This window comes from Amycolatopsis acidicola (genome assembly GCF_007713735.2).
Classification (GTDB): domain Bacteria; phylum Actinomycetota; class Actinomycetes; order Mycobacteriales; family Pseudonocardiaceae; genus Amycolatopsis_E; species Amycolatopsis_E acidicola.
This window is the reverse complement of sequence record NZ_VMNW02000078.1, coordinates 11,674-28,181: the sequence shown is the minus strand read 5'-3', so window position 1 is coordinate 28,181 and position 16,508 is coordinate 11,674. Positions and strand designations below refer to the sequence as shown.

16 protein-coding genes are annotated in these 16,508 nt (G+C 69.9%); 6 read left to right on the top strand and 10 right to left on the bottom strand.

All coding sequences use genetic code 11. The features are described 5' to 3' along the window. Positions 1–7: 7 nt before the first annotated feature. The 4 genes from FPZ12_RS35020 to FPZ12_RS35005 all read left to right on the top strand — a co-directional run bounded on the left by FPZ12_RS35020 (position 8) and on the right by FPZ12_RS35005 (position 6,548). A complete protein-coding gene (locus FPZ12_RS35020) occupies positions 8–2,368 on the top strand; it encodes a Tex family protein (protein WP_144757398.1) in 2,361 nt (786 codons plus the stop codon). Between the two features lie 105 nt (positions 2,369–2,473). Next, the gene (locus tag FPZ12_RS35015) at positions 2,474–2,896 is read left to right on the top strand and encodes a DUF6401 family natural product biosynthesis protein (RefSeq protein WP_144757396.1); all 423 of its coding nucleotides are present in this window, start codon (positions 2,474–2,476) and stop codon (positions 2,894–2,896) included. An 88-nt stretch (positions 2,897–2,984) separates the two neighbouring features. After that, the gene (locus tag FPZ12_RS35010) at positions 2,985–5,852 is read left to right on the top strand and encodes an AfsR/SARP family transcriptional regulator (RefSeq protein WP_243770198.1); all 2,868 of its coding nucleotides are present in this window, start codon (positions 2,985–2,987) and stop codon (positions 5,850–5,852) included. Positions 5,853–5,906: 54 nt separating this feature from the next. Next, positions 5,907–6,548 (top strand): SDR family oxidoreductase, encoded by a 642-nt coding sequence (locus tag FPZ12_RS35005; protein ID WP_150980633.1) that lies wholly within the window; start codon positions 5,907–5,909, stop codon positions 6,546–6,548. Here FPZ12_RS35005 and FPZ12_RS47155 read toward each other — a convergent pair. Both FPZ12_RS47155 and FPZ12_RS34995 read right to left on the bottom strand, forming a co-directional pair. After that, entirely contained in the window at positions 6,545–6,721 is a 177-nt protein-coding gene (locus FPZ12_RS47155) for a hypothetical protein (RefSeq protein WP_424923673.1), read from the bottom strand. The two genes, FPZ12_RS35005 and FPZ12_RS47155, sit on opposite strands and share 4 nt — an antisense overlap. A gap of 95 nt (positions 6,722–6,816) precedes the next feature. Continuing rightward, positions 6,817–7,281 carry an Lrp/AsnC family transcriptional regulator gene (locus FPZ12_RS34995; RefSeq protein ID WP_144758847.1) on the bottom strand — a complete coding sequence of 155 codons (465 nt, stop codon included), beginning with the start codon at positions 7,279–7,281 and terminating at the stop codon, positions 6,817–6,819. A gap of 78 nt (positions 7,282–7,359) precedes the next feature. On the opposite strand from FPZ12_RS34995, the gene FPZ12_RS34990 reads away from it, so the two are divergent. Next, the gene (locus tag FPZ12_RS34990; protein WP_144758844.1) at positions 7,360–8,388 is read left to right on the top strand and encodes a Glu/Leu/Phe/Val dehydrogenase dimerization domain-containing protein; all 1,029 of its coding nucleotides are present in this window, start codon (positions 7,360–7,362) and stop codon (positions 8,386–8,388) included. Here FPZ12_RS34990 and FPZ12_RS34985 read toward each other — a convergent pair. Both FPZ12_RS34985 and FPZ12_RS34980 read right to left on the bottom strand, forming a co-directional pair. Then, entirely contained in the window at positions 8,355–9,455 is a 1,101-nt protein-coding gene (locus FPZ12_RS34985) for a carboxylesterase family protein (protein ID WP_144758841.1), read from the bottom strand. The two genes, FPZ12_RS34990 and FPZ12_RS34985, sit on opposite strands and share 34 nt — an antisense overlap. Next, positions 9,452–10,321, bottom strand: coding sequence for a VOC family protein (locus tag FPZ12_RS34980; RefSeq protein WP_144758838.1), 870 nt, complete (start codon positions 10,319–10,321; stop codon positions 9,452–9,454). The genes FPZ12_RS34985 and FPZ12_RS34980 overlap by 4 nt, the downstream gene beginning before the upstream one ends. 83 nt (positions 10,322–10,404) lie before the next feature. Between FPZ12_RS34980 and FPZ12_RS34975 the strand changes: the two genes are divergently transcribed. Beyond that, complete coding sequence (locus FPZ12_RS34975; protein ID WP_243770197.1) at positions 10,405–11,364, top strand: Lrp/AsnC family transcriptional regulator; 960 nt, start codon at positions 10,405–10,407, stop codon at positions 11,362–11,364. Here the strand turns inward: FPZ12_RS34975 and FPZ12_RS34970 are convergent. The 6 genes from FPZ12_RS34970 to FPZ12_RS34945 form a co-directional block, all read right to left on the bottom strand. Next, positions 11,361–12,479, bottom strand: coding sequence for a flotillin family protein (locus FPZ12_RS34970; RefSeq protein ID WP_144758832.1), 1,119 nt, complete (start codon positions 12,477–12,479; stop codon positions 11,361–11,363). The genes FPZ12_RS34975 and FPZ12_RS34970 overlap by 4 nt on opposite strands. Positions 12,480–12,489: 10 nt before the next feature. Further along, positions 12,490–12,717, bottom strand: a complete 228-nt coding sequence (locus FPZ12_RS34965; protein ID WP_144758829.1) for a hypothetical protein — start codon at positions 12,715–12,717, stop codon at positions 12,490–12,492. Between the two features lie 47 nt (positions 12,718–12,764). Beyond that, positions 12,765–13,196: a MarR family winged helix-turn-helix transcriptional regulator gene (locus tag FPZ12_RS34960; protein WP_144758826.1), complete on the bottom strand. Its 432-nt coding sequence runs from the start codon at positions 13,194–13,196 to the stop codon at positions 12,765–12,767. A 155-nt stretch (positions 13,197–13,351) separates the two neighbouring features. Then, positions 13,352–14,641: an aminotransferase family protein gene (locus FPZ12_RS34955; protein WP_208026126.1), complete on the bottom strand. Its 1,290-nt coding sequence runs from the start codon at positions 14,639–14,641 to the stop codon at positions 13,352–13,354. Positions 14,642–14,659: 18 nt separating this feature from the next. Continuing rightward, positions 14,660–15,997 (bottom strand): FAD-binding oxidoreductase, encoded by a 1,338-nt coding sequence (locus FPZ12_RS34950; protein ID WP_144758823.1) that lies wholly within the window; start codon positions 15,995–15,997, stop codon positions 14,660–14,662. After that, positions 15,997–16,482 (bottom strand): MarR family winged helix-turn-helix transcriptional regulator, encoded by a 486-nt coding sequence (locus FPZ12_RS34945; protein WP_144758820.1) that lies wholly within the window; start codon positions 16,480–16,482, stop codon positions 15,997–15,999. Before FPZ12_RS34945 ends, FPZ12_RS34950 begins: the two co-directional genes overlap by 1 nt. Positions 16,483–16,508 lie beyond the last annotated feature (26 nt).

Below are 16,508 nucleotides of genomic sequence, written 5' to 3'. Positions count from 1 at the left end.
CAGGAACGTGACAGGCGTCGTGCAGTCGATCGAGCGCAGGATCGCCGAGGAGCTCGGCGTGCGCGAGGGACAGGTCAAGGCCGCCGTGGAGTTGCTCGACGGCGGATCGACCGTGCCCTTCATCGCGCGCTACCGCAAGGAAGTCACCGGCACGCTCGACGACGCGCAGCTGCGCACGCTCGAGGACAGGCTGCGCTACCTGCGGGAACTCGACGAGCGCCGGGCCGCGATCCTCGAGTCGATCGACTCGCAGGGCAAGCTGACCGAGGAGCTGGCGGACCAGATCCGCGCGGCCGACACCAAGGCCCGCCTCGAGGACATCTACCTCCCGTACAAGCCCAAGCGCCGCACCAAGGCCCAGATCGCGCGCGAGGCCGGCCTCGAGCCGCTGGCCGACGGCCTGCTGAGCGACCCGACGAAGGATCCTCAGGCGGCGGCCGCGGTCTTCGTCGACGCCGAGAAGGGCGTGGCGGACGCGCAGGCGGCGCTCGACGGGGCCAGGGCCATCCTGGTCGAGCGCTTCGGCGAGGACGCGGACCTGATCGGTGAGCTGCGCGAGAAGATGTGGGCGCAGGGCCGTCTCTCGTCGAAGGTGCGCGCGGGCAAGGAGACCGAGGGCGCCAAGTTCTCGGACTACTTCGACTTCGCCGAGCCCTTCACGAAAATGCCGTCACACCGCGTGCTCGCGATGTTCCGCGGCGAGAAGGAGGAGGTCCTCGACCTCACGATCGAGCCGGAGGAGCCCACCGACGAGCCCGGCCCGAGCAGCTACGAGCAGCGCATCGCGCAGCAGTTCGGCATCCGGAACGAAGGCAGGCCTGCCGACAAGTGGCTCGGTGACACGGTCCGCTGGGCCTGGCGCACCAAGATCCTCCTGCACCTCGGCATCGACCTGCGGCTGCGGCTGCGCCAGGCGGCGGAGGACGACGCGGTGCGGGTGTTCGCGGCGAACCTGCGAGACCTGCTGCTGGCCGCCCCGGCGGGCACGCGCGCCACGATGGGCCTCGACCCGGGCTTCCGCACCGGCGTGAAGGTGGCCGTCGTCGACGCCACCGGCAAGGTCGTCGCCACCGACACGATCTACCCGCACCAGCCTGCCAACCGCTGGGACGAGTCGATCGCGAAACTCGCCAAGCTCGCCGCCGAGCACCAGGTCGACCTGATCTCGATCGGCAACGGCACGGCCTCCCGCGAGACCGACAAACTGGCCATCGAGCTGATCAAGAAGCACCCGGAGCTCAAGCTCACCAAGGCCATCGTGTCCGAGGCCGGCGCTTCGGTGTACTCGGCGTCGGCGTTCGCCTCGCAGGAGCTGCCGGGCATGGACGTGTCGCTGCGCGGCGCGGTCTCCATCGCCCGGCGCCTGCAGGACCCGCTGGCCGAGCTGGTGAAGATCGATCCGAAATCCATCGGTGTCGGGCAGTACCAGCACGACATTTCCGAGGTTTCGCTCTCCCGTTCGCTGGACGCGGTGGTCGAAGACTGCGTGAACGCCGTCGGCGTGGACGTGAACACCGCTTCCGCCCCACTGCTGACCAGGGTTTCCGGCATCACGGCGAGCCTGGCCGAGAACATCGTGTCCCATCGCGACTCCAACGGCCCCTTCGCGTCGCGCGAGGTGCTCAAGCAGGTGCCCCGATTGGGCCCGAAGGCGTTCGAGCAGTGCGCGGGCTTCCTCCGCATCCGCGGCGGGGACGACCCGCTCGACTTTTCCAGCGTGCACCCGGAGTCCTACCCGGTGGTGCGCCGGATCCTGACGGCAACCGGCAAACAGCTGCCGGAGCTGATCGGCAACGAGCGGGAGCTCAAGTCCGTCCGTCCGGAACAGTTCGTGGACGAGACGTTCGGTCTGCCCACGGTCACCGACATCCTGTCCGAACTGGAAAAGCCGGGCCGCGACCCGCGTCCGGCGTTCAAGACGGCCACCTTCGCCGAGGGCGTGGAGAAGCTCGGGGACCTCAAACCGGGGATGCGGCTGGAGGGCGTGGTGACGAACGTGGCGGCGTTCGGCGCGTTCGTCGACATCGGGGTGCACCAGGACGGTCTGGTGCACGTTTCGGCGATGTCGAAGAACTTCGTCAAGGATCCGCGCGACGTCGCGAAACCGGGCGACATCGTCAAGGTGAAGGTGCTCGACGTGGACATTCCGCGCAAGCGCATTTCCCTGACGCTGCGCCTCGACGACGAGGTCGGCGCCGACGGCAAGCCGGCGCGCCAGGGCGGCGGCGAGCGGCAGGGCCAGCAGCGCCAAGGCCAAGGTCAGGGGCAGCGCAAGGGCGGGGGCCAATCCCGCGGCCGGCGTGACTCCCAGAACACCGGTGGTGGCGCGCTCGCCGACGCACTACGCCGCGCCGGTTACGGTAAATAGACGTTTTAGCAAGCCGGTGACAATGCGTCGCAGGTGAAACGCGCATCCGGCGGAATAACGTCCCCCCGGGTGGCGCACAGCTGGGGATCGGCCCATCATCAGTGCATGGGCTGGGCCGATTTCCTGGCGGACCGTTCCGCCCGGCGCTGGCTGTACGGCGTCGCCGGGCGGTTGGAGCCCGGCTGGCTGGCGTTGGCCGCCGAACCCCAGCTGTGGCCGGTTTTCGAACGACACCTGAGCGCGGTGGCCGACGCCGTCCGGTGCGAGGCCGACCTGGTCCCCCGGCAGGAGCCGGTCACCGACCTGGTGCTCGTCGCGGGGCACGCGCACGACGTGTGGCGGGCCGCGCAGGCCGAGGGCTGGACGCCGCCCACCACGGCGCTGGGCTGGACGGCGCAGGAATGGACGGGGTTGCGGCTGCTGGCCTGCTACCGGCTGGCGTCGGCCGAGCCCCGCGGGCCCCGGCTGAGCCGCACGGCGGCCGAGCTGCGGCCCATCTCGGCGGGAGTGCCCAGGCGGGTGCGGTGACCGTTCGCCGATCGCCGGACAGGATTCACCGACCGGACACACGCACGGTATTGGCGCGACGGGTGCCGGACTCATACGATTCGCCTTGGTGATCACCTTCCGCGTGCTGGGGCCGCTCGAGACCGCCGTGGCAGGCAGGCCCCTGCCACTCGGCGGCGCCAAACCACGTCTGCTGCTGGCCACGCTGCTGCTCCAGGCCAACACGGTGGTGTCGACGGACGCGCTGGCCGAGGTGCTCTGGCCGCGGTCCGCGCCGCGTTCGGCGGCGGCCAACATCCGCACGTACGTCCATTCGCTCCGCAAACGCCTCGACGACGCGGAGCCCGGGCTCGCCGAGCGACTCCAGGGCCGCGCCGGCGGGTACGTCGTAACGGTCGAGCCGGGCGAGCTGGACTCGGCCGAGTTCGAGAAATGCTTGGCACAGGCCGAAAACGCCGAACCCCGGGCGGCGTTGTCCGCGCTGGACAGTGCGGTCGGCTACTGGCGCGGCGAGATGCTGGCGGATCTCGCGCACAGTCACCTGTGGAGCTCCGAGGTCGCCCGCCTCACCGAGCTGCGGCTTTCGGCGCAGGAGCGGCGCATCCGGCTCCGGGTCGAGCTGGGCGAGGAAGCCAAGGCGGTGGCCGAAATCCGGGAGCTGCTGGCGGAAAACCCGTTGCGCGAAGAGCTCTGGCGCCAGCTGGTGCTGGCGCTGAACGCGGGCGGCCGCCGGGCGGAGGCCCTCGCCGCGTACACCGAGGCCGAGCAGGTGCTGCGCGAAGAACTCGACGCCGAGCCGGGGCCCGCGCTGAGCAGGGCGCACGCCGAACTGTCCACGGAGATGCAGTTGCCCGTGCGCCAGCTTCCCTTGGACCTGCCCGATTTCACCGGGCGCGAGGAGCTGATCGGCAAAGTCACGGAGCTGCTCGAGCGCAGCACCGAGCCCGCCGTCGTGGTGCTCTCCGGCGCGCCGGGAGTGGGGAAATCGTCGATCGCGGTACGGGTCGCCCACCGGCTGCGCGACGAGTTCCCGGATGGACAGTTGCATGTGGACCTTCGCGGGACGGCGGAGTCGCCACGCCGTCCGCAGGAAGTACTGCCGGAACTCCTTCGCGCGCTGGGAGTTCCGGATCCGGCGATGCCGCGCGGACTGGCCGAGCGTTCGGCGTTGTTGCGCACTCGGCTGGCTTCGCGGCGGTTGTGCATCGTGCTCGACGACGCGGCGAGCGCGGCGCAGGTACGCCCATTGCTGCCCGGTACGGGTTCCTGCGCTGTGCTGATCACGAGCCGGGGCGTCCTGCCGGGCCTGCCCGCGGCGCTGTCCGTGGATGTGGACGTTCTGGGCGCGGAAGACGCGGCCGCGCTGCTGGCGAAGATCGTCGGGAAGGAGCGGGTGGCGGCCGAACCTGAAGGGGCGGAACAGATCCTTCGCTCCTGCGGCCACCTCCCGCTGGCGATCCGCGTCGCCGGGGCGAAGCTCGCACATCGTCCTAATTGGACGTTGTCGATGCTCGCGCGGCGGCTCTCCGACGAACGCAGGCGGCTGGACGAACTGCGTCTCGGCGATCTCGCCGTCCGCTCCAGCGTCAGCCTGAGCTACGACCAGCTGCCGGTCAGCGCCGCGCGCGCCTTCCGCGGGCTGGGGCAGCTCGGGCCGGTCCACTTCCCGGCGTGGGCGGTCGCGGCCGTGCTCGACCGTCCGGACGGCGACGAGGCGCTGGACGTGCTGGTGGACGCGCATCTGGTCGCGCTGGTCAATTCCGGGGGCGAGCCGCGGTACCGGCTGCACGATCTGCTCCGCTGCTACGCGGTCGAGCAGACCGAGCCGGAGGACGCCGAGGTCAAACGTGCGCGGGTGCGGCGGGTGATCGAGGGCTACCTCGCGCTGGCGGCCGACGCCGTCCGCCGGATGCCGATCCACTTCTTCGGCCTGCTCCCCGAACCGACGGGTTCGTGGCGGCCGGAGCCGGACGGCGGTGACCCGAATCTGTGGTTCGAGGCCGAGTTGCCCACGCTCGTCGCGTTGGTCGAGCTGGCCGTGGTGTGGGGGCTGGACGATCTGGCGTGGCGCCTGACAGCGGCCTGCACGCCGTTCTTCGATCTCCGCGGTCTGCACGACGATTGGCAGCGCACGCACGAAACAGCACTGGCCGCGGCGCGCCGGTCTGGCGAGCAGACGGGGCAGGCGATCGTGTTGCGCAACCTCGGACAGGTGGCGCTTTACCAGGACGACTACGGGACGGCGCAGGACTCGTTCGAAGAAGCGCTGCGCCTGTTCGAGGAGGCCGGGGACGATCGCGGGGCGGCGATCGTGCTGGCCGGGCTCAGCATGGTGCGCCGGGTGAACGAGGAGAACGGGCCGGCGCTGGAGCTGCTGCTGCGGTCACTGGAGTTGTTCAGCAGGATCGGAGACCGGCACGGAGAGGCCGTCGTACGGCTGGCCGTGGGCAGCCTGTGGCTCCTGCGCGACTGCCACGCGACGGCGGAACGCTGGTTCACCGACGCCTACGAACTGTCCGCCGAGATCGGCGACCGTCACCGGGAAGCCCGTGCGCTGCAACGGATCGCGGTGTTGCACCAGATGCGCGGCAACCTCGGCGCGGCGCGTTCGGAGCTGGACAGGGCGATCGCGATCTTCGAGGAGCTGGGCGACGACCATTGTGTCGGGTACGCGCACCAGAATCTCGGCGAGCTGTTCCTGCAGAGCGGCGATCTGGCGCACGCCAGGCTGTTGCTGGTGAACTCCCTTTCGGTGCACCGCAGAACCGGCGACCGGCGGTCGGTGGCGGAGGTCAGTGAGCTGCTCGGGGAGCTGCACCGGCGGCTGGGGCAGCCGGCGAGGGCGCGCGAATACTACGAGCAGGCGCTGGCGATCTGGCGGGAGCTTTCGGCCGAACCGCAGGCGGAAGCCGTACTCGAACGGCTGCGCACCGATCCGCTGACACGGCCCGGCAAGATCGTCGCGCGGGGCTGTTGACCCGGGGTCGGGGCGCGGCCATGCTGGTCGTCTAGTGGCCAACGGGGAGGCATCATGGGTAGCAGCTTCGTCGTCGTGGGTGGCTCCGGCCGCACCGGGCGGCGGATCGCCGAGCGGCTCACCGCCGGCGGGCACCGGGTCCGGTCGGCCAGCCGCGAACCGGGTGCGGCCGTCGACGGGGTGGAGCCGGTGAAGCTCGACCTGGCCGAGCTCGACCGTTCGGTGTTCACCGGTGCTGAAGGTGTGGTGATCGCCGTCGAACCGCCCAAGCCGGCGGAGGACGCGGAAACCGTTATGCACCAAGGTGTTGCCGGGATAGCGGAAATCGCCGCGCGGGAAGACATCCCGGTTGTGCTGGTCTCGCAGATCTACGTGACGCGCCCGGCGGAGCACCCCGAGATGGCGGAGCGCATCGAAGCCAGGGCCCGCGGCGAGCAGGCGCTGCGGACCAGCGGCGCGCAGTACACGATCGTCCGACCGAGCTGGCTGCACGATCTACGGCCCGACGGAGTCCGCATCGAGCAGGGCGACACCGGCGAAGGCCGCATCAGCCGCGAAGCCGTCGCCGACGCTGTCGTGGCGGCGCTGTTCGACCCCTCGGCGTCCGGCAAAACGTTCGAACTGTACGACGACTCGGAATCGGCTCCCCCCGACTGGCCCACGGTCTTCGCCGCCCTGAAACCAGACACCGACTAGGCCACCAGCCGAATCCGCCCATCCGCGCCGTCTTTGCCACCCCCGTCCGCGAGTTGGCCACCCCCGTCCGCGAGTTGGCCACCCCCGTCCGCGAGTTGGCCACCGCCGTCCGCGAGTTGGCCGCCGCCGGTGGCAAATACCCACCAGCCAACACCCTCCCGTACCCGAGCCACCACCACATCAACGCCACGAGCCAACACGCGCGCGCCAGCGGCCAACACGCGCGCGCCAGCGGCCAATACGCGCGCGCCAGCGGCCAATACGCTGGCTACTCCTCCTCAGGCAACGGCTCCAGCACCGGCTTCCTCAGGTGCTGGTAGATGATCGACGTCCGGAAGCCGACGATCTCGCGGCGGCTCGTGAAGCGGTCGAGCAGGAAGGCGTGCAGGTGGTCGATGTCCTGCGCCGTCACGTGCACGAGGAAGTCGTCGCTGCCCGCCATCGTGTACACCGACAGCACCTCGGGTAGTTCCGAGACCAGCCGCTCGAAGCGCTGCACCACGGTGCGGCTCAGCGGCCGGACCTGCACCGCGACGATCGCCTGCACCCCGCGGTTGAGCGAGCGCAGGTCGATTTCCGCGTGGTAGCCCCGGATCACGCCCCGCTGCCGCAACAGCCTCGTGCGCTCCAGGCAGGTCGACGGCGCTATGCCCAGCTTGCGGGCGATGTCGCGGTTCGACTGCCGTGCATCCTCCTGCAGATGCCGGATGATCGCCGAATCAAGTTCGTCCACGTTCGTCCCTCACTCCACGCTGCCGAACATCGTTCGGAGATTGCAGCATAACCTTGGCCATCGGGCTAGTTTTCGGGCATGGAGTATGAAGAAGTGATCGTCCGGCGCGGGAGTCGCGGCCGGGTTCCGATGATCATCGCCGTGCATTCGCGGGCACTCGGGCCCGCCGTGGGTGGCGTCCGGCTGCGCCGATACCCCGGCTGGCGGGACGGGCTGGAGGACGCGCTGAGACTCTCGAAGGCGATGACCTTCAAATGCGCGGCCGCCGATTTGCCTTTCGGGGGCGGGAAAACCGTGCTCGCACTCGACCGGGCCACACCGTTGACCCCCGAGTTTCGCCAGGCCATCCTCGACGACCTCGGCGAGTTCATCGCGTCACTCGGCGGGTCCTACATCGCGGGCCCGGACGTCGGCACCGGCCCCGCGGACATGGCCGTGCTGCGGCGGCACACCCCGCATGCGTTCTGCCTGCCCGAAAACGTGGGCGGCACGGGCTCGTCGAGCGGCCCCACCGCGCGCGGGGTACTGGCCGCGCTCCGCGCCGGGATGCGGCACGTGTTCGGGAGCGCCGACCTGTCCGGGCGGACCGTGCTCATCAGCGGGCTCGGCTCGGTGGGCGCACTCATCGCCGAGGGAGTTCACGGGGCGCGCATCCTCGTGTCCGATGTGGACGATACGAAACGCGAGCAGGCCAACGAGAACGGCTACGAGTGGGTGGATCCCGCTCAAGTACTGACCACTCCGGCGGACGTGCTCGTACCAGCGGCCGTCGGTGGAGTGTTCGGGCCGGACACGATCGACCGGCTGAAGGTGCCGCTGATCGTCGGCCCCGCCAACAACCAGCTGACGGACGACTCCGTCGCCGAACTGCTGGCAGCGCGGGAGATCACGTGGATCCCGGACTTCGTCGCCAGCGCGGGCGGCGTGATCTACACGCTGGGCCGGGAGATCGAACGTCTCGACCACCAGGCTGCCACCGCACGCGTCGACGCGATCGAATCCACTGTGGACAGAATCCTCAAGGCACCGGGGACACCGCTCGCGGCTGCGATGTCACTCGCCACCGAGAGGATTCACCCCCGCACGAAGGAAACCACCCGGGCCTGAGTGCGCCCGACCACGTCCTCCAGCTCACTCCGGGACGCACCGGCGAGCATCGGCGCGTCCCGGAAAGCGTCCAGGGTGCCGAAGAAGAACGGCAGATCGATGCAGTGACAGGCGCCGAACGGACTGCACTCCGGCGCCCAGTCGAACTCGAACCATTCGGCCTCATTGCCGTTCGCCGCAAGGAGATCCACGAACCGGCGCGCCGGGCGGACGAAGAACTCCTCCGTCAGCGCGCCGGCCTCCGGGCCGAACGCGAGCCCCTCGTCCTTGGTGGCGGTCAGCAGGATTCTGACCTTGCTCTCCGCCGCGGCGACAACCGGATCCTCCGAACCCACGAGCTGGAAAGGCGGCACCACGCCGGGCTTCACCTGTGCTACTTTCTGTTGCGCGGCAATGATTTCCGACGCGTCCACCCGCGGCAGCTCCGCCGCCGAAACACCCAGCGCCGAGAGCAGCAGCTCCGTCGTCTCAGTGGCTTCCTCCGGCCGCGCGGGCGGCATCCCGGCCGGCGTGCTCATCAGGATGGCCTGCGCGAACAGATCTTCTCGCGGCAGCAGGGAAAGCAGCGAGTACGCCCCCGCCGACTGCCCCGCCGCCGTCACCTTCGACGGATCGCCACCGAAGGCGGAGATGTGCTCACGCACCCAGCGCAACGCCGCTGCCGTGTCCTGCAAGCCGAAGTTCCCCGCGCCGAGCCCGTCTGCCAGCGAAGCGAGGTACGCGAAACCCAGCGCGCCGAGCCGGTAGTTCGCCGTGACGACAACGATTCCGTGCTCGGCCAGCCTCGCCCCGTCGTACCACGGCAGACCACCCGAACCGCTCGAATACCCGCCGCCGTGGAAGAACACGAGCACCGGCAATCCTTCGGCACCCTCGGGCGACCAGACGTTGAGCGTCAGGCAGTCCTCGCTCTGCGGCGGGGAAACCGACCCCATCACGCGTTCCAGCCGCGAGGGCGGTTGCGGCGCCGCCGGGCCGGGCTCGTTGCCCCCGAAGGACAACGGGGCCGGCACCGGCGCGCCGAACCGGGACGCTGTGGCGAACGGAATCCCGGGGAAGGACCTCATGCCACGAATCCTACGCTGACGCCGAACGCGTCGGCAGCACGAACGAAGAACCCGCCTTCACTGTCCCAGGTCGCGATTCCGTTGTCCTCCACCAGTTTCCGTGCCACATCCAGGTTCTCGACGGAGAACGTCTGCGCCCCGAGGAACGGCAGCGCGGGCGCCTTCTCCCCGGGCAGGATCTCACCGAACGCCGACTCGGCCACGAGTTCGAAGCGCCCCGCGCTCAACTGCCAGTAGTAGCGCGGCCCGTTCTCCCGCGCCTGCGCGTCGAAGATCACCGAATACCGGTCGACGTACTCACCCACCGCGTCATCGGCCACGGCGAGCAGCACGCTCTCCAACCCACGGGCGCCGTTCGCATGGCGGAGCAGGTGCGGCTGGTGCACGTACTCGGGCGTCAGCTGCTGGCCCGCCTGAAACCCCACTCCCAGCGAGGTTTCCGCGCTGAGATACACACCGCGAGCCCGCAACGTACGCTCGCCTTCCGGGGTTTCGACGGGCCTCTCCAGCGAACGCACACCGGTCGACGGGAACCCCGCCGCACGCCAGCGCCGCTCGGTCGCCTCGGCGTCACCGGTGCCCGCGGTCAGGAGCAGCCCTCGGTTGACCTTGATCATTTCCTTGACATGCCAGGGATCCGGCGCGTTCTCGTCGACGAGTCCCAGTATCTCCACATAGGACTTCCCGAAGGCGGCGCATTGATTGGCCGTGCCCGCCTGCACCAGCGGCTCGCCCACAGCGGTGGACAACCTGTGGGCGGACGGGGCGCTGAGGGTGAAGCCGAGGTCCGTGTACAGCTTCGCCACTGCCTCCAGCTCGCGGGTCAGCAGCACGGTGTGGTCGAGGTAGCCGATGTCTTCGCTCATACGCCCAGACTGACCGGCCGCCGCCGGTACCGGCGCGAAAATCGATGATAGCGCCGGTATCCGACACCAGCTACCTTCAGCTGGTGGATCCGGACACGCTCGACGAGCTGGACCGACAGCTCGTGCACGCTCTGCAGCTCGACGCCAGGGCCCCGTTCAGCCGTATCGCGGAGGTGCTCGGCACGTCGGACCGCACGATCGCGCGCCGCTACGGCCGCCTGCGCTCCGCGCACCGGCTGCGCGTGGTCGGCCTGCCCAGCCCGAAGCACCTCGGCCTGACCGACTGGTTCGTCCGGCTGCGCTGCACCCCGGACTCCGCCACCCAGATCGCCGCCGCGCTCGCCCGCAGGCCCGACACGTCGTGGGTGAGCCTGATGTCCGGCGGCACCGAGATCACGTGCATCGCCCGCACCCGCGGCCGCAGCGACGCGGAGGGCCTCCTGCTGCACAAGCTCCCCCGCACCCCGCGCCTCGTTTCCGTGACAGCACACAGCCTGCTGCACCCGATGGCCGGCACCGCGGGCTGGCCGGGCCGGATGAAAGCCCTGTCGGACAAGCAGATCACGGAGTTGAGCTGGCAGCCGCCGCCCGACGCGCAGGCCCCGGCGGAGCCGGACGAAAGTCTGCTGGCGGCGCTGGCCGAAGACGGCCGCGCGGCTTTCCCGGACCTCTCCCGCGCCACGGGCTGGTCGGAGTCGACGGTCCGCCGCCGCCTCGACCAGCTGCGCGCCGAGGGCACCGTGTACTTCGACATCGATATCGATCCGCTGTTGTTCGGCTGTGCGAGCGAAGCGATCCTGTGGCTCACCGTCGCTCCCGCGGAGCTGCGCACGGTGGGCGCGGCGCTGGCGACGCATCAGGAAATCGCCTACGCCGCGGCCACCACCGGTCCGAGCAACGTGGTCGCCTTCGCCGTCTGCCGGGACGGGGAAGCGCTTTACGACTACCTGGCAGGGAAACTCGGCGCTCTGCCCGGCGTGCTGAGCGCCGAGACAGCTCCCGTCATCCGCCGGGTCAAACGAGCCGGCGCTCCTGTCGGCTAGCGCGGTTCGAGGTCCGTCCCCGGCTTCTTCTCCTCACCGCCGCCGAGGCCCTTCTTCACCGAGTCCAAAATAGACAGACCCTGGCCGACGAGCCCGGCCGCGATCTCCCCGAGCCCGTCGGAACCGTTGAGGATGTTGACGTTCGCGCCGGCCAGCCCGCCCGCCGCCTCCTTGACGATCATCGGCAGCTGGTCGATCAGCATCCTGTCCAGCGCGACGCGGTCGTACGAGGCGGCCGCCTCGGCCTGTATCCGCATCTTCTCCGCCTCGGCCTGTGCCAGGATGCGCACCCGCTCGGCCTCCGCGTCCGCGGGCTTCACGACCTCCGCGACCAGCTGCTGCTGGCGGAGCTCGGCTTCACGCTGCGCCAGCTCCGTCTGCATCGCGATGACCTCGCGCTGCGCCTGCGCCTGCGCGAGCGGCCCCGCCTGTGACGCCTCGGCCTGCGCGCGATCGACCTCCGCCTTGTACTGCGCCTGCACGACCGCCGTCTGCCTGCTGTACTCCGCCTGCCGCCGCTGCGACTCCTGCTCCGCCTCGGCCGCCGCCTGGTTCGCCTGCGCCTGCGCGATCTGCGCCTGCCGCTGGATCGCGGCGTTGTGCGGCGCGGCCATCGCGGCGATGTAGCCGAGCTTCATGTCGTCGATGGACTGGATCTGCAGCGAGTCCACGCTCAGCCCGATCTTCGCCATCTCCGCCTTCGAACCGTCGAGGACCTCGGTGGCCAGTTTCTGGCGCTCGGTCACGATCTCCTCGACCGTCATCGAGCCGACGATGGAGCGCAGGTGGCCGGCGAAGATCCGTCCGGTGAGGACGGACATCTGGTCCTGATCGGACAGAAAGCGCTGTCCGGCGTTGACGATGCTCTCCTCGTCGTTGCCCACCTTGAAGGCGATCACCGCGCGCACGTTGAGCGCGATGCCCTGTTTGGTCACGCAGGCTTCGGCGACTTCGGCCTCACACATGGCAAGCGTGAGGAACCGGACTTTACGGAAGAACGGCATCACGAAGGAGCCGTGCCCGGTGACGACCCGGAACGGGCTCTCGCCGTTGCTCCCCTTGCCGCCGGAAATCAGCATCGCCTCATCCGGTGCCGGGACGTGATAACCGAACATCGTGCTCTCCTCATCCGGTGCCGGGCAGATCCGTCCACGGCACGACGTCGACGGCCCGCGCGCCACGCCATTCCACGATCAGCACCTTCGTGCCGGAAGGGAGTGGCCCGGCCGAATGGGCCAGGTAGATTTCCGTGCCGCCGCTGATGCTGACCCGCACTTCGCCCGGCCCGTCTGCACCACGGGTGGGGTGGACCAGCTCACCGATCCGGCCCACGACGGAAGCACCGCTCGTCACAGGTTCAAACTAGCCCTCATTGTCCGTGCCGCGCAGGAAAACCGGGCTCAACGCGCGAGATTCACCGCGCAGGTGGCGAGCATCGCGCTCAGCCGGTGCCGGTCGCCGGGGGTGAACCTGGTGAGCATCCGCGCCTCGACCCCGGCGATCGCGTGCTCACCGGCGCGCAGCCGGGCCCGCCCGTCGACGGTGAGCTGCACCGGGCGGGTGCGGCCGAGCGGGCCGCGGCCGCCGACGAGCACGAGGCCCGAGCTGCGCAGGCCGCCCAGCACGTCGCGCAGCGTCTGCCGGTTCAACACGAGCAGCGGGGCGAGTTCCGTGGTGGACACCCCGGGCCTGTCGGCGAGCGCGCGCAGGAGGCTGTACTGGGCCAAAGTCAGGCCCAGCGGGCGTAGTTCGTCGTCACACGCTTTTTGCCACAGCTGCTGTACACGCTCGACCAGGTCACCAGGCCGGGCCTCGGTCGAGGCTTGACTCACGACGAGCAGATTACCGAGATCCGCGCGCCCGAGAAATCTGACAAACGGCCCACTGCGTTCAACCATTGGCGCACCGCGACTCCTGTGCGTGATCTTCCGCCCACGCAGCGGCGCCGGATCGATCAGTCCACAACGGACGTGGCCGGACTCGGCGGTCAATCCACTGTGGACTCGACCTTGAGCTTGAGTTCGTCAAGTCCTTCGGCGAAGGCTTCGCCGATCTGCCGCAGCTGCTCGGCCTGAACGGTCAGCGGCGGGGAAACCGCGAGCGCGGCTCCCAGCGGGCGCACGAGTACACCTTGCCGACGCGCAAGCAGCTGCAGATCAGCGAGGGCGGACGGCAGCCGGTCTCGCGTTTCCGCCGTCAGCTCCACCGCGCCGAGCAGACCGACCCCGGCCCGCACCTCGGCGACCAGCGGGTGCGCGGCCAGCGGACGCAGCACGTTCGCCAGCTCACCTTCCAGCTCACGCCCACGCCCCACCAGACCGTCACGCTCCAGCACATCGATGTTCGCCAGCCCCGCGGCACAGCAAGCCGGGTGGCCGGAGTACGTCGGGCCGTGCCGGAAAACGTTGCCAGGACGGGAAAAGAACGGCTCCGCGACCCGGCCGTGCACGACCACCCCACCGAGCGGCAGGTACCCGCTGGTGACGCCCTTGGCGAAAGTGATCAGGTCCGGCTCCACACCCCACCGCTCGACGCCGAACCACGAACCCAGCCGCCCGAACCCGCAGATCACCGCGTCCGCGATGGCCAGTACGCCGAACTCGTGACACACCTCGACCACGCCTTCGATGTAGCCCTCCGGCGGCGGCAACACCCCGCCGGCGCCGATCACCGGCTCGAACAGGAACGCCGCCACGCGCTCGGGCCCGACCCGCAGGATCTCCTCGCGCAACGCCTCGACCGAGTCGTACTGCACGCGCGAAGCCGCCGGGAGCATCTCGCCGAACCCGGCGCGGTTGGCCTCGATGCCCGCGACCCCGGTGCCGATTCCGTTGGTGCCGTGGTACGCCTGCGCCCGGCTGATCACGTGCACGCGCTCCGGTTCGCCCTGCGCCAAGTGGTAGCGGCGCGCGATCTTGACCGCGCTGTCGATGGCCTCGCCGCCGCCGGTGGTCAGGAAGACCTTCGCGTCCGGCACCGGCGCCAGCCCGGCGATCCGCTCCGCCAGTGCGCGCGCGGGTTCGTTGCTGAAGTCACCGAAGATCGAATAGCCCGCGAGCTTCCGCAACTGCGCGGCGGCGGCGTCGGCGATCTCGGCCCGGCCGTGGCCCGCGTTCGCATACCAGAGCCCGGCCGTCCCGTCGAGATACCGCCTGCCGCCGGAGTCGTAGACCCAGACGTCCTCGCCGCGCTCGATGACGAACTCGTGCTCCGCGACTGTCGCCATGTCCGCGAACGGATGCCACAGTGCCGTTTCCCCTGTCTCCGCAGTCTCCATCGGGCCAGGATGACAAGCTCAGCGGCCGCGCACCACCTTTCCGGGGTTGAGGATCCCGCGCGGGTCGAACGCCTCCTTGACCGAACGGTGCACGGCCACCCCGACTTCGCCGAGCTCGGTCTCCAGCCAGTCCCGCTTCAGCATCCCGACGCCGTGCTCCCCGGTGATGGTGCCGCCGAGCCGCAGCCCGAGCGCCATGATCGCATCGAACGCCGCCTGCCCGCGGCGCACCGAATCCGGGTCCTCGCTGTCGAAAACGACGTTCGGGTGCATGTTCCCGTCACCCGCGTGCCCGCAGCACGGCACCGGAACCCCGTGCTCGCGCGAGATCGCGGCCACGCCCTCGACGAACTCGGCGAGCCGGGACCTCGGCACGCACACGTCGTCCACCAGCCTCGGCCCGAGCCGCTCCATCGCGACCCCGGCCAGCCTGCGGCCCTCGATGAGCAGCTCCGCCTCGGCCTCGTCCGAAGCCACCAGCACGTCGGTGGCTCCACCCGCGCGAGCCACTTCGGCGAAGGCGGCAAGATCGTCCGGCGCTGCCGCACCGCGATCCGACTGCGTGATCAGCACGCCCTCGACGTCGTCCGGGAAACCGAGATCGCGGTACGCCGAGACCGCGTCGACCGTCGGCTTGTCCATGAACTCCAGCAGCGACGGGCGCCTGCCGGTGCTCACGTACTCGCTCACCACCGCGCAGGCCGCGCCCGCCGTGGCGAAGAAAGCGACCGCTGTCAACGGTTTCTCCGTGGCCGGGCGCAGCGCGACGGTGATCTCGGTGATCACGCCGAGAGTGCCTTCGGAGCCAGTGAACAGCCGCGCCAGGTCGTACCCCGCGACGCCCTTCGCCGTGCGACGCCCCGTGCGCAGCACCCGCCCGTCCGCCAGCACCACCTCCAGCTCGCGGACGAAGTCACTGGTCACGCCGTACTTCACGCAGCAGAGTCCGCCGGCGTTGGTGGCGACGTTGCCGCCGATCGTGGAAATCTCCCACGATCCGGGGTCCGGCGGGTAGAACAGCCCCTTGTCGGCGACCGCGCGCGAGAGCACCGAGTTGATCACGCCCGGCTGCACCGTCGCGGTGTGGTTGACCTCGTCGATCTCCAGGATCTCCGCCATCCGCTCCAGCGAAAGCAGGATGGCGCCGTCGATCGCGTTCGCGCCGCCGGACAATCCCGTGCGCGCGCCTTGCGGCACCACGGGAATCCGCTCCTCGTACGCGTGCCGCAGGACCTGCGCGACTTCAGCGGTGTTCGCGGGCCTGGCGAGCGCGCGCGGCATCCCGGCGTCGCAGAAACCGGCCTGGTCGAACCGGTAGCCGTCGAGGACGTCCGGGTCCGTGGTGAGGAAATCCATCACACGCTGACCTGGTCCTCGGGGTCGTAGGCGTTCATCGCGGGCACGTTGCGATACATCCGGCGCAGGAACGACATCAGCAACGCCTTCTCCTCCTCGCTGAACCCCGACAACAGCAGCTCCTCGCGCTTGAGCGAGATGACCAGCAGGTGGTCGTGCAGATCGTGCCCGGCCTCGGTCAGCCGCAGCCCGCGCCTGCCCTCGAAGTTCTCGACCGTGACCAGATCGCGGGTCTGCAGCAGCTGGATGCTCCGGCTGACCACGGACTTGTTGAGCCCGAGCTCCTCGCCGATCCGGGTGGCCGTGCTGCCCGGGGCGTTCACGATCGCGGACAGCACCCGCCATTCGTTGATGCCGACCCCGTGCAGCCGCAGGAACAGCCGCGATCCGCCCCAGGACAACGCGTTCGAGATGAGGCTCAGGTACGCGGGGACGTAGTCGTCCCGCCCCACGCTTCGCACCCGGTGGCCCGGCCGCCCTTCCATCTCACAGAGGTTAATCCCCTCGCAGC

What these genes read in the sequence shown, in the direction of transcription:
- FPZ12_RS35015 (WP_144757396.1), top strand. Translation starts at nt 2,474, where the DNA reads ATGGGCTGGGCCGATTTCCTGGCGGACCGTTCCGCCCGGCGCTGGCTG.
- FPZ12_RS34980 (WP_144758838.1), bottom strand. Translation starts at nt 10,321, where the DNA reads ATGAGCGAAGACATCGGCTACCTCGACCACACCGTGCTGCTGACCCGC.
- FPZ12_RS34950 (WP_144758823.1), bottom strand. Translation starts at nt 15,997, where the DNA reads ATGGATTTCCTCACCACGGACCCGGACGTCCTCGACGGCTACCGGTTC.
- FPZ12_RS34945 (WP_144758820.1), bottom strand. Translation starts at nt 16,482, where the DNA reads ATGGAAGGGCGGCCGGGCCACCGGGTGCGAAGCGTGGGGCGGGACGAC.
- FPZ12_RS34985 (WP_144758841.1), bottom strand. Translation starts at nt 9,455, where the DNA reads ATGAGGTCCTTCCCCGGGATTCCGTTCGCCACAGCGTCCCGGTTCGGC.
- FPZ12_RS34970 (WP_144758832.1), bottom strand. Translation starts at nt 12,479, where the DNA reads ATGTTCGGTTATCACGTCCCGGCACCGGATGAGGCGATGCTGATTTCC.
- FPZ12_RS34955 (WP_208026126.1), bottom strand. Translation starts at nt 14,641, where the DNA reads ATGGAGACTGCGGAGACAGGGGAAACGGCACTGTGGCATCCGTTCGCG.
- FPZ12_RS34990 (WP_144758844.1), top strand. Translation starts at nt 7,360, where the DNA reads ATGGAGTATGAAGAAGTGATCGTCCGGCGCGGGAGTCGCGGCCGGGTT.
- FPZ12_RS35005 (WP_150980633.1), top strand. Translation starts at nt 5,907, where the DNA reads ATGGGTAGCAGCTTCGTCGTCGTGGGTGGCTCCGGCCGCACCGGGCGG.